Below are 11897 nucleotides of genomic sequence, written 5' to 3'. Positions count from 1 at the left end.
CTACTCTGGTTTAAATTATGTGGCTTGACCGTTAGGGGATGACGCTATCAAGAAAAATTTCGGCTCCCTGTCTATATTGACAACCTAACGAAGGTTTACTAGAAAGAATTAAACTTATTGAGAGAAAGATTTAGTAATTAATTAATCGGGCTGATATTACCATCTCTTTAGAGCGTGTGTTTGTAGTCAGGACTTCAGTTTTTGTTATATTGCTGAATAACCACTAAAGTCCTAACTGCGAACTTAATTTAACCCCAAGACAGATTACTGCTGATTCCGCAGGCGAGGATTAACAAACTCGTTTAATCCTTCCCCCACCAAAGACAATCCCACCACCATTAAAGTCATCGCCAAACCGGGAAATAAAGCCGTCCACCAAACGCCAGTAGGTAGCGCATCTAAAGCTAAACGCAAGTCGTGTCCCCATTCGGGAGTTGCTTCGGGAAGTCCCAAACCGAGAAATCCCAAACCTCCTAATGTTAAAATTGCATCGGCAGCGTTGAGCGCAAACAGCACCGGTACGCTCTGAATCACATTGAGAAACAGGTAGCGCGAAAGCACTGTCCAAGTGTCAGCACCCATTGCTCGCGCGGCTTCGACAAATAATTCGGTTTTGACGCTGACGGTGTGATTCCTGACGACGCGGTAGTATTGAGGGATGTAGGAAATGCTCAGGGCGATCGCAGCATTCAAAACTCCTTTTCCCACTACAAATGCTAGCGTCAAAGAAAGCAGCAGCCCCGGCAAAGTATAAATTGTATCCATTAAAAATAACAACACTCGATCGAGCTTACCGCCCAAATAACCGCTAACCAAACCCAGTGGCACACCGATAAACAAACTCAAAGCAGTGGCTAAAATTACCACTTGCCAAGCCGCCCGAGAAGCAAACAGCGTGCGGGAAAACACATCATAGCCGCTGCGGCTAGTACCGAACCAATAATTCGCCGACGGCGGTTCGTGGATGGGGTTAATCAAAGCCTCAGTAGGATTTTGCAGCCATCCCCAAGCTTGCATAGCTGGAGACAAGGTGGCTACTAATACAAACACGGCAGTTATTGTCAAACCTGCCCACATCATTTTCATTGACAGGCTTGACGGTGAGGCACTGTTGAGAAATCGCGGCAGTCGGAGGCGGCTTTGAGCCATAATGACGATCGACCAATATAAGAAAGACTTTTAGATTTTAGTAGCACTCAGGCGAAAAAACCCGGAACAGTCAAAAATCCTCTTTCTCATTCGCCAAACACTCGCGACAAACCGGGGTTTTTTCGCGCGATGGGGCTAAAAAAAACCCAATTTCTCCCCTGCACGGGACTGACGCGCAGGGGAGAAACCGGGTTTTTGGCAGGTGGGACGCAAGTTGAGTTTAGGAAAAATCTCTCTTGGCACACCTCAAATCTAAAATCGATCGAATTCCTACAAATTACTGGCAATTAACTCGCGGTACTGGCTTTTCGGCTTAACTCCCTTGAGCTCAGTCACCAAAGCTTTGTCTTTGAAATACTGAATCGTGGGCGTACCCATCACGCCAGCATTTTCAGCAATTTCTGGATCTTCTTCGATGTCAATTTCCACGTAGTGGATTTTGCCCTCGAACTCATCTACTACTTTGCTCAAAATCGGCTTGAGGCTGTGGCAAGGGCCGCAACTCGGAGAGGCATATTTGACCACAATCAGTCGATCGCTATCGTGGAACAACTTCCGCAAAGCATAACCTCCTTCGTGGCGCGTGTCTTGGATATCAAAGTTCTCGCTGGTTTTGCGTACTTTTGGAGCTTCCGGCGCTGCTGTGGGTTGCTCGGATTCCTCGGTTTGATGGAATTCTTGCGTTAAACCGTTGACTGACAGCCAACGTTCTGCCAGCATCGCACCCATACAACCGCTGCCGGCTGCGGTGATGGCTTGGCGAAACTCGTGGTCTTGCACGTCGCCGACGGCGTAAACTCCCTCGACGCTGGTTTCTACCGAACCGTGTTTTGTGGCGATATAGCCTACTTCGTCGAGTTCTAGCTGACCTTGGAAAAGTTGAGTGTTGGGAGTGTGACCGATCGCATAAAACAATCCTTTCACCAGCAAATCGCTCTCAGCGCCCGTCACGATATTTCTAAGTCTCACCCCGTCCATTTTGCCGCCCGCTTCGCCCAAAATATCCAGTGCTTCGGTGTTCCAGTGCACGGTAATTTTGGGATTACTCAGCACTCGGTCTTGCATGGCTTTGCTGGCGCGCATTTGATCGCGCCGCACCAGCATATGTACGTGAGAGCCGTATTTTGTCAAATAAATAGATTCTTCCGCTGCGGTGTCGCCTGCGCCGATGACAGCTAAATCTACGCCTTTAAAAATTGGGGTAGCGCCGTCACAAATCGCACAGGCAGAAATGCCGTGACTCCAAAATACGTGTTCGCTAGGCAGCCCCAGCCTTTTCGCCGTCGCGCCTGTAGCGATTACTATCGTGTGGGTTTTAATTTCTCTGTCTTCCGATCTCACTGTAAACGGCCGCTTGGTCAAATCCACCGCAATCACATCTTCTGTGTATAATTCGGCACCCCAGCGCACTGCTTGAGCTTTCATCCGATCCATCAGTTGCGGCCCGGTGATGCCTTCGGGAAAGCCGGGGAAGTTTTCGACTTCTGTGGTGGTCATCAGTTGACCGCCGGGAATACCTCCCATTTGGTAGCCTTCAAACACTACGGGTTTCAGGTTGGCTCTCCCGGCGTAGATTGCTGCTGTGTAGCCTGCTGGGCCTGAGCCGATAATTACTAGGTTTTCTACGGTTTCGTTGGTCATAGCTATTTAATTAAACTCATAACGACTTCGTTTTACTAATTTTAGCAGAGTTCGATCGAGTTTGGTTGGATGCCATTGTGCGATCGAGGATCTGTATCTATTGTTGAGGGTCGATCGGTCTTCGGGGCAATTCCAGCTACTTTAATAAGTAAAAACAATCTAAAAGTTGATTTAGTTTTAAATGTTCGATCTATTTTGACGGCTGAAATCTTAAGAAAATCTAAAGGCGACCAAAATTATTGACTTCATTCTCAATTATTTTACCTATTTACTTGCTTTGAGGCTTGTGGTACGATTTTCACAATCCAGGGGCATTATGACTAATTTGACTTTTGGACGCTGCAAGCTTTTAAAATCGTAAAATTAACGAATTCGCAAATGTAATAAGTACAATTTTTTATGCAAAATCCGCATTTTATGGTTTAAGAATTGTAACGCAGATTTTGCCAAATTTGACAAAATACAGTATTTGTGGTATGCAAGGTGCGATCGGGGGAAAATTAGAAGGAAATTTTTAACCGCTTTGGAAGCACAGGCGGGACGCCTGTGCCACGATAAACATAGAATTTTGTAATTGTGTCTAGATGGATAAAACCAAGATATTGTTTGTGTGCAGCCAGAATAAATGGAGAAGTTTGACTGCTGAGAAGATATGCGAGAATGTTAGCGGCTACAGCGTGCGATCGGCGGGAACGGAAAAAGGTGCAAGAATTAGAGTAACTGAGGGTTTGCTGGGCTGGGCGGATTTGATATTTGTGATGGAGAAGAAGCACGGCGATCGACTTCGCAGCAAATTTCCGGAAAGTCTCGAAGGCAAGAAAGTTATTTGCCTGCAAATCCCGGACAATTACGAATATATGGAACCGGAGTTAGTCGAGCTTTTGCAGGAAAAACTCAGCCCCTATATGGAAATGCCAGATAACGAGATAAATTTTATGCAGCGAGTTTTGGAACCGGAAGTGATGGATTCCTTGGAAGAGGCGATCGAATACGATTCGATGGACTTTACTGAGGTTAATGCTGCTTTTGCTCAGAGTGCTGCGGCGTTGGGGCCGGTTTTTGGAAACGTTTTGGATGCGGGGACGGGTACGGCGAGAATTCCGATCGCCCTTTGTCAACTGCGGCCAGTATGGAAATTGACTTGCATCGATTTGTCGGCAAATATGCTGAAAGTGGGGGCCCAAAATGTGGAAAAGGCGGGCGTGCGATCGCAAATTAAGCTGGAACTGATCGATGCTAAAGCCATGCCGTATCCAGACAGTTATTTTGACATGGTGATTTCTAACAGCATTATCCACCATTTGCCCGATCCCCTGCCGTTTTTCCAGGAAGTCAAGCGGGTGTTGAAGCCGCAGGGAGCAATTTTTTTGCGGGATTTGCTGCGGCCGGAAAAAGCGGAAATCAGGGATAATTTAGTCAATCTGTATGCGGGAGATTGCAACGGGCATCAGAAACAGTTATTCAGCGATTCGTTGCAAGCAGCATTTACGCTGGATGAAGTTGAGGAGATGATCCAAAATGCCGGGTTGGATGGGTTGAGGATTTATGAATCTTCAGACAGACACTGGACGGCGGAGCGTGCTTGGTGTGAGTCTTTGTAGGCACGGGGCGATCGTCTGATATATCTCCTATTCATAAAATTCTTAGACTCGTGACTGCCAAGTTTTCGGCTCTCGCTTGCTGTGAAATATCGCGAGAATTCAGGAAGAATCAGAAGTAGATAATCTTCTCCGAGGAAGGAAGTAAGATGCTTAAGCATCTTATATAAAAAATGTGCGATCGAGGATATGCCGAAAAAGCCCGTTCCGCGACCTGAAGATGAAGAGTCGCATTTGAAGAAGCTCAGGGAAGAACTGGAGATGAGTCAGGAAGATTTGGCGCGAGAGCTTGGCGTTTCGTCGCAAACAATCAGCCGTTGGGATTTGGGGAAGAACGTACCCACGTTCACCGTCAAGCAGATGAAAGCTTTGGAGAAATTGCTGGCTAGCATCGGCAAGTCGATCGGCGATTTGCCAGACAATCTGTGATGGAAACCATTAAACAAGCCACGGATAAATCCGTGGCTCACTTTTTCCAATCTAAAATCTAAAATCTAAAATCACTCGATCGCGCCCTCGGTCTTTAGCTTGATAAAGTGCGCGGTCTGCCGCTGCAATCAAGTTTTTTTGTGCTGCGGACGATCGAGGAACCGTACTCGCTACCCCCAAACTCAGCGTCACGAGAGAACACACCTCTGAATTAACGTGTTCAATTTTTAGTTCTTTAATCCACACTCGAATTTTCTCTGCAATCCAGACAGCTATTTCCGGTGAAGTCCGAGGCAAAATCACTGCAAATTCTTCGCCTCCGTAACGGGCTACCAGACTCTCGCCCGAAACTTCGCCTGTTGAGTAATTTACCGCTTCCAAAATAGCTTGGGCTACCTGCTGCAAGCAAGTATCTCCCGCCTGATGTCCATAAGTATCGTTGTATTTCTTAAAAAAGTCTACATCGCATAAAATTAAAGATAGTTCTGATGCTGCTTCAGCCAATTCTTGCCACTTTTTCTCTAAGTATTCGTTAAAACAGTGACGGTTGGCAACCTGAGTTAAGCCATCTAAGTTGGCAAGGCGATACAATTCGGAATTAGCTGCTTTTAATTGAGAATTAGCTGCTTCTAACTCGGATTGTGTGAGCGATAAATTGTAATAAAGTTCGCTCATAGACCAAGTAGCTTGTTGGTGAATTTGGGATAAAGCTACCCAGAGTTGATGCACGTCTAAAAGTTGGTAAACTTGAGGTTCTAACTGCACAACAATCGGCTCGTAAAGCAGTTCCGGCGGTCGCTGCACGGAGCGCTGAGCTGCCATGACAATTAAGGCTACTCCTGGTAAAATTAAAATATCGCTTTGAGCTATTTGATACAAGGCTATAATCGGTCTGCAAGCAAATATATCTACTCCGTAAGGGCGGCTCATGCGTTCCATAAATCGCCGACGCGATATCATCCCTAAAAATTCCCCATTTACGGTTAAGATAACTCCCGGAAGCAGCGGGTGAGATTGGAACAACCGAGCTACTTCTTTGGCGAGATATGAGGAGTCAACCTGGAAATTGAATAGAGCTATATCCTTAAGAGTAGACTCTAAAGATAAATTTTGGGGTGAGTTTTCGGGCGAGTTAGAGGGTTCAATAAATTCAACAGACACAGCGCAGATCCGAATAAACAATAAACCAGCAACAAAGCTAGTGTCAGCTATTAAATTATATAATTATTTATTTATTGCCAGTACCTGTAATCTTTACTATACTATTTTTTAATAATGGAAGAAGCTGCTGCGTTAGTTTTTGCGGTAGCTGCCTTGCCTTGATTCATGCTCACTAAATTCCCGATTTATTGAATTATTCGGGATTTTTTACTCAATTTTTTACTAGGATTTTTACGGCGTAAAAAAAACAATTTTTGCGCCATTCCTCAACTCATTGATGGTGCAGGCAAACTCAAGAAACCTGGTTTTGAAACCGAGGTCGAGGCTGTAACGAGGTTTTGCGTAAAAAAAACGCGGTGTCTGCCACTGTCCTCAACTCAAAACTCAAAACTCCCTCACCACCCCCAAGTTCCTTCCCCTCCCTTAAACGGGCCGACAATATCTTTGGTAATCCAGCCGCCGTAAAAATCCCCTGGTTGAGATTGCACTAATTCCCCGTCCACATAACAGGCATCCATTTTGCTTGGATAAAAAGCCACATAATCTTTAATAGCTGCAAAAACCTGATTAGGATTGGGATAAAACCAAGCCGCATTTACTACTTCTTTCGACTCTACCGTCACATTGTAATAACCGGCTTGTCCCTTCCACTCGCACCAAGAACCCCGTAAAGTTTTGTGCAAATATTCCATTTTGATGTCATCGGGGCAGATATAGTAGGCAGGAGGGTGACTGGTCTCCAATACCCGCTGAGGACGGCGCGTGTCGGCGATCGTCACTCCATTAAAAATTATCTGTACGTGTTTGGTCGATGCCTCAAGCCGAGGGGGACGCGGGTAATCCCAAACAGACTCTTCACCAGGGCCGGGCTCTATTCGATCGAAGTTCATTCGCACAATCTCCACTGCAAAAAAACACTTAGCGACTTAGCATTACAATTTAATGTACCCTTAATCGAGTCGCTGCTTCAGAGCAAACCAGCTTTTATCAACTCTTGGTAATATGAGTATCCGCGGTATAGATGTTTCCGACTACCAGCCCAATGTCAATTGGCCAGCCGTTGCGCGGGATGGTATTACCTTCAGTTTTGTCAAATCGACCGAAGGTGCAACGTTCGTTGCCCAAACTTTCACTCGCAATTGGGCGGCGATGAAAGCGGCGGGGATTCAACGCGGTGCTTACCACTTTTTTCAACCTGCAAGCAGCATTCAAGGACAAATAGATTTGTTCTTGAAAACTGTAAAACTCGAACCGGGGGATTTACCGCCAGTCTTGGATATGGAAACTACAGGGGGTTTGAGTGCGACTCAATTGTGCGATCGAGCCGCAATTTGGTTAGAAGCAGTCGAAAAAGCCACCTTGATGCGGCCGATTATCTACACTTACCCCGGTTTCTGGGACAACCTGGGGACAACACGGTTTGCCGATTACCCACTGTGGATTGCTCACTATACCAGTGCTGAGGAACCTTGGGTGCCCGGTGGCTGGAAAACTTGGACTTTTTGGCAGTACAGCGACACAGGCACCGTGTCAGGCGTATCGGGCAATGTAGACACCAATATTTTTGAAAGCGTCCGAGAAGGCGCCGTAAGTTATAAAGTTGCAGACATCCAGAAGGAATTAAGAATTAAAGGTTTCTATCAAGGCGCGATGGACGGCAAATTTGGAGCTACCACCACAGCGGCGCTCATCTCGTTTCAGAAATTTCAAGGTCTCAATCCAGACGGTATTGCCAGCCTCAAAACCTGGGCCGCTTTGATGCGAAAATCTCCCAAAGTAATTGTTCCCCCTCCAGCCCCGACACCCACTCCGCAGCCGACTCCCACTCCGACTCCTCCTCCCATATCAGACGTGCGGCTGACTCAGGTATTCTCGTCTTATCAAGCTAAGGCTAGCCAAGATACTGCCTTAATTTGGCTGCAAAGTCAAGTTTCTACCTCTGTTTTAGGGGAATTTGCTCAAAAATGGCGGGCAACTACCTTACCTCAAGACAGTAATTTGCGATTGATAGATGTGGGCAAATTTTATCGCGGTTTAGCACAACAAGACCAAGCTTTAGATTGGCTGCAAAAACAACTTTCTCCGGCTATTATTAACGAGTTTGCACAAAAATGGCGATCTCAATCTATTGTCACTAATTCTCCGATTCGGCTGATAGATGCGTGCAAATTTTATCGGGCCGCACCCCAGCAAAACCAGGCTTTAGATTGGCTGGAAGGGCGAATTTCGCCGGCCATTCTCTCGGAGTTTTTTCGCAGGTGGCAGAATGCCAGTCGATTATAGATTATAGATGGGAGATTTTAGATGGGAGATTGACTCCACAGATAAATTTGGGGGTTTGATCGCTCTGTAATTGGAAAGCCGACAACTCTTGCTATTTGAGATTTGAGATTTGAGATTGACAAGCGAATTTCAAAGGTGGTACGCGCCACGTGATTTATCCGTGGAATCAATCCCAAATCGAAAATCTAAAATCCTCAAGCCTCCGAATTTATCCGTGGGGTCAATCCAAAATCTAAAATCTAAAATCGAATGACTCCCCATCAAAATTCGTCAAATCCTATCCCTCTGTGCCCGCATCCCCGTCCAACTCTCTAACATAACAGACAATCTCTCGCTTAGCTACAGCTTACTGCCATCTTTGACGCCAATAGAATTATCTGATAAAGTTATAGCGACTATCAAGTTTTTTTAATCTTATTGGGAAAAATCCAGGGCCGTGCCGAGTTTGTAAGCTGCGCCGAAAATAGCGCCTGCACTCCAATTACCCGCGATCGAACATTTAAAACTGAGCGGGCAGCCTGTAACAATTATATCTATGGAAATCCCCTTTAACATCACCCAGTTGATGGTCATGACCGTCATCTGTGGCATCAGCGCTCAAGTTCTCGCCGCCTATCTGAAAGTTCCGGCGATCGTCTTTTTGCTGTTGTTTGGCATTTTAGCCGGCCCAGACTGCTTGGGAGTGCTGCACCCGAATCTGCTGGGCAGCGGTTTGGAAGTTATGGTATCCCTTTGCGTAGCTTTAATTCTGTTTGAAGGCGGCTTGAATTTGGAATTGCGAGATTTGGGCAAACTTTCCGGCAGCATCCGCAATTTAGTTACCGTAGGCACTTTAATTACGCTAATAGGCGGCGGAATGGCCGCACACTGGTTGGGGGAATTCCCCTGGCCGATCGCATTTCTGTATGCTTCTCTAGTAGTCGTCACAGGCCCGACAGTAATCGGCCCTTTGCTCAAACAAGTATCCGTTGACAAAAAAGTTGCCGCCTTGCTAGAAGCAGAAGGCGTTTTAATCGATCCAGTCGGGGCAATTCTGGCAGTATTGGTGCTGAATATTATTTTAAACGGCAATGCTGATTTGCTCGTTTTGTTCCGAGATTTAATCGTGCGACTCTTCGTTGGCGCACTCGTCGGAGTTGTGGGAGGTTGGCTGCTGGGATTCCTTCTCAAGCGATCGCAATTTCTCTCCGAAGACCTCAAAAACTTAGTAGTGTTAGCCAGTTTATGGGGATTTTTCGGCTTAGCAGAAGAAATCCGCAGTGAATCGGGACTGATGGCAACAGTCCTCTCCGGCATCGTCCTCAGAGCCGCTGCTGTGCCGGAAGAAAGGCTGCTGAGGAGGTTTAAAGGTCAACTGACAGTCCTGGCTATTTCCATGCTGTTCGTGCTGCTGGCGGCCGATTTATCCCTCGCTAGTGTGGTCGCCCTCGGTTGGGGAAGTTTGTTTACAGTTTTAGCTTTAATGTGGGTAGTGCGGCCGATAAACGTTTGGGTGTGTACTTGGAACAGCGGACTGAATTGGCGGCAGAAATTATTTGTTTGTTGGGTAGCGCCGAGGGGAATTGTCTCAGCGTCGATCGCATCTTTATTTGCAATTTTGCTCACCCAGCGGGGAATCAACGGCGGCGACTCGATTAAAGCCTTAGTTTTCCTAACAATTATTATGACAGTTTTCGTCCAGGGACTAACCGCCGGACGGATGGCTCAACTGTTGGGCGTCACCTCAAAATCGGCAACCGGTGCTGCAATTGTCGGGTCAAATCCTTTGAGCAGATTAATTGCTCGCTTGTTTCAAGAACGCGGAGAATCGGTGGCAATTATTGACACGAACCCGGAAGCTTGTGCACAAGCAGAACGAGAGGGTTTGCGGGTGTTTTTGAGCAGTGCTCTGGATCACAGTGTGTTAGAAGAAGCCGGACTGGAATCGATGGGAACTTTTTTGGCAATGACTAACAACGGCGAGGTAAACTTAGTGTTAGCTCAGCGAGCAGCAGAAGAGTTTGCACCGCCGAGGGTTTTGGCAATGTTCCCCAAAGATCCGCAAGCAAATACGCCTGCAAATCCGACTAAAATCAATCAAGCCTTTGTCTCCGATTTATCGCTGAAGGATTGGAACGAATATTTAAGCGACGGTGAAGTGAAATTGGGGGAAACTGAGTTAAAAACAGAGGGATTGCAGTTTCAGATTGCTCACTTACAAGCTTTGGTTAAAGCCGGGGAGTTGGCGCCGTTGCTGGTGGAAAGGCAGGGATACTTGCAAGTAGTGTCGGCGACCCAGATTTGGCAAGCAGGCGATCGAATTATTTATTTGCTGTACGATCCGACACCGAAATTGTTGAAAAGATTGTCTGGTTCGTCTCAGTCTCGTTTGACTTTGGAAAAGCATCAGGTAGTTGAAGAAGTGCCGATTCCTTCTCCGGTTTTAGAGGAGGTTTTGGAGTCAGCGGAAATAGCAAAGGATGCTAAAGTTTTGCAGCCGCCAGTTTCGCGGTAAGGGTTAGTATCCCGATCGTACTCTATAATCTGCTTGTCGCGATCGTCCTTACTCTGCCTCCCCAATTAAAGTAAATGCCGCCCAATTTCGTGGCTGGGGATGAGTTTTCATCGTGGTTAACATTGCCTGCCGCAATGCCTGCGCTTTGTCGGGATTATTTTGCAAATTTTGGTAAAACGACTGCATCAATTCGGATGTCGGCGCATCGGGAACCGCCCATAAAGAAACAATTACACTCGGCACTCCTGCCGAAATCAAAGCGCGCGACAAGCCAATCACCCCATCCCCGGTAATTCTGCCTTCTCCAGTGTTGCAGGCACTCAAAACGACTAAGCTTGCTTGCAGTTTCATATCGAAAATCTCTTCTGCGGTCAATAAGCCGTCATCGCTACCAGAAGGAGCCATAGCGATCGCACTTCCCAATCCGCGCACATCATCGAGCAATCCATGCGTTGCCAGATGAATAATCGATGCTTGGGGCATTTTTTGGACGATCGCAGCTTTTGTGCCTTGAGCGCCTAAGATCGCTTGAGTATTGAGCAGAGGCGCGATCGCTCTAGCTTCTGCTTCAGCCCCAGGTAGAGGAGACAATTGCTGTTTGGGAGCTCCCAGATAGGCAGACACGATCGGCATCGTGGGATTGCCCAATACTAGAGCGCTGCCGCTGTGGGATTGCTTCTGTGCTAGCTTCTGTCGTTGCTGTCGAGTCAAATCCAATACTTGAATCGAAGGGGCCGTGAGAATGGTGTGTTTTTCGATTAAGTAAGTGCCGCCTTCATCTTGCAGGGCGGGGAAGGGCACTTGGAACAGGGAACCTTGGGGAATGAAAATGACGCGGGCATCGGGATCTTTGGGTAAGAGGCTGGCAATCGGCTCGATCAGCAGTTGATGCAGTGTTGGTAAGTCGGGTTGGGGTTGGGTGGAGCCAAAACTGCTGCGACTGCGGACAGCGAGGAATTCTTGATTGCCAATAATTAAGCTGGCTAGAGAGGCGTTGTGTTTTTGCCAAAGGGGTTGGAGGTCAACTTGGCGGAACGTGATTTCGCCCGTGGGTTGAATTACCCAGATAAGTAGTTAGACAGAATTAATTACACAAATACATAGTAGAATGATATTCCAGGCAAAATTATGAGTTAATTAGA

The 11897-nt window shown here is 46.8% G+C and carries 8 protein-coding genes and 1 pseudogene; 4 read left to right on the top strand and 5 right to left on the bottom strand.

Annotated elements, in window-relative coordinates; translation table 11 throughout:
* Positions 1 to 264: 264 nt before the first annotated feature.
* Together QUA24_RS19965 and trxB are read right to left on the bottom strand one after the other, a co-directional pair.
* Positions 265 to 1149 (bottom strand): ABC transporter permease, encoded by an 885-nt coding sequence (locus tag QUA24_RS19965; protein WP_333231520.1) that lies wholly within the window; start codon positions 1147 to 1149, stop codon positions 265 to 267.
* A 270-nt stretch (positions 1150 to 1419) separates the two neighbouring features.
* Entirely contained in the window at positions 1420 to 2790 is a 1371-nt protein-coding gene (gene trxB, locus QUA24_RS19960; RefSeq protein WP_333231518.1) for a thioredoxin-disulfide reductase, read from the bottom strand.
* 584 nt (positions 2791 to 3374) lie between these two features.
* On the opposite strand from trxB, the gene QUA24_RS19955 reads away from it, so the two are divergent.
* Positions 3375 to 4391: a methyltransferase domain-containing protein gene (locus tag QUA24_RS19955; protein ID WP_333231516.1), complete on the top strand. Its 1017-nt coding sequence runs from the start codon at positions 3375 to 3377 to the stop codon at positions 4389 to 4391.
* A 186-nt stretch (positions 4392 to 4577) separates the two neighbouring features.
* Positions 4578 to 4817, top strand: coding sequence for a helix-turn-helix transcriptional regulator (locus QUA24_RS19950; protein ID WP_333165168.1), 240 nt, complete (start codon positions 4578 to 4580; stop codon positions 4815 to 4817).
* Between the two features lie 51 nt (positions 4818 to 4868).
* Here the strand turns inward: QUA24_RS19950 and QUA24_RS19945 are convergent, their stop codons facing one another.
* Both QUA24_RS19945 and QUA24_RS19940 read right to left on the bottom strand, forming a co-directional pair.
* Positions 4869 to 5978: a diguanylate cyclase gene (locus tag QUA24_RS19945; protein ID WP_333231514.1), complete on the bottom strand. Its 1110-nt coding sequence runs from the start codon at positions 5976 to 5978 to the stop codon at positions 4869 to 4871.
* A gap of 395 nt (positions 5979 to 6373) precedes the next feature.
* Positions 6374 to 6868, bottom strand: coding sequence for a DUF427 domain-containing protein (locus QUA24_RS19940; protein WP_333231513.1), 495 nt, complete (start codon positions 6866 to 6868; stop codon positions 6374 to 6376).
* Between the two features lie 112 nt (positions 6869 to 6980).
* On the opposite strand from QUA24_RS19940, the gene QUA24_RS19935 reads away from it, so the two are divergent.
* Together QUA24_RS19935 and QUA24_RS19930 are read left to right on the top strand one after the other, a co-directional pair.
* Positions 6981 to 8261 carry a GH25 family lysozyme gene (locus tag QUA24_RS19935; RefSeq protein ID WP_333231511.1) on the top strand — a complete coding sequence of 427 codons (1281 nt, stop codon included), beginning with the start codon at positions 6981 to 6983 and terminating at the stop codon, positions 8259 to 8261.
* A 535-nt stretch (positions 8262 to 8796) separates the two neighbouring features.
* Positions 8797 to 10755 carry a cation:proton antiporter domain-containing protein gene (locus tag QUA24_RS19930; protein WP_333231509.1) on the top strand — a complete coding sequence of 653 codons (1959 nt, stop codon included), beginning with the start codon at positions 8797 to 8799 and terminating at the stop codon, positions 10753 to 10755.
* A gap of 48 nt (positions 10756 to 10803) precedes the next feature.
* Here the strand turns inward: QUA24_RS19930 and QUA24_RS19925 are convergent.
* A pseudogene (locus QUA24_RS19925) lies at positions 10804 to 11829 on the bottom strand (CHAT domain-containing protein); the annotation flags it as partial.
* Positions 11830 to 11897: the final 68 nt, after the last annotated feature.

The sequence above is a fragment of the Microcoleus sp. Pol12B5 genome (assembly GCF_036701335.1).
Lineage (GTDB): Bacteria > Cyanobacteriota > Cyanobacteriia > Cyanobacteriales > Microcoleaceae > Microcoleus.
This window is presented reverse-complemented; position numbering and strand designations above follow the sequence as displayed.

Bases quoted from the DNA above. Each gene is read 5' to 3' on its own strand.
- QUA24_RS19965 (WP_333231520.1), bottom strand. From the start codon at position 1,149: ATGGCTCAAAGCCGCCTCCGACTGCCGCGATTTCTCAACAGTGCCTCA.
- trxB (WP_333231518.1), bottom strand. From the start codon at position 2,790: ATGACCAACGAAACCGTAGAAAACCTAGTAATTATCGGCTCAGGCCCA.
- QUA24_RS19955 (WP_333231516.1), top strand. From the start codon at position 3,375: ATGGATAAAACCAAGATATTGTTTGTGTGCAGCCAGAATAAATGGAGA.
- QUA24_RS19950 (WP_333165168.1), top strand. From the start codon at position 4,578: ATGCCGAAAAAGCCCGTTCCGCGACCTGAAGATGAAGAGTCGCATTTG.
- QUA24_RS19940 (WP_333231513.1), bottom strand. From the start codon at position 6,868: ATGAACTTCGATCGAATAGAGCCCGGCCCTGGTGAAGAGTCTGTTTGG.
- QUA24_RS19935 (WP_333231511.1), top strand. From the start codon at position 6,981: ATGAGTATCCGCGGTATAGATGTTTCCGACTACCAGCCCAATGTCAAT.
- QUA24_RS19930 (WP_333231509.1), top strand. From the start codon at position 8,797: ATGGAAATCCCCTTTAACATCACCCAGTTGATGGTCATGACCGTCATC.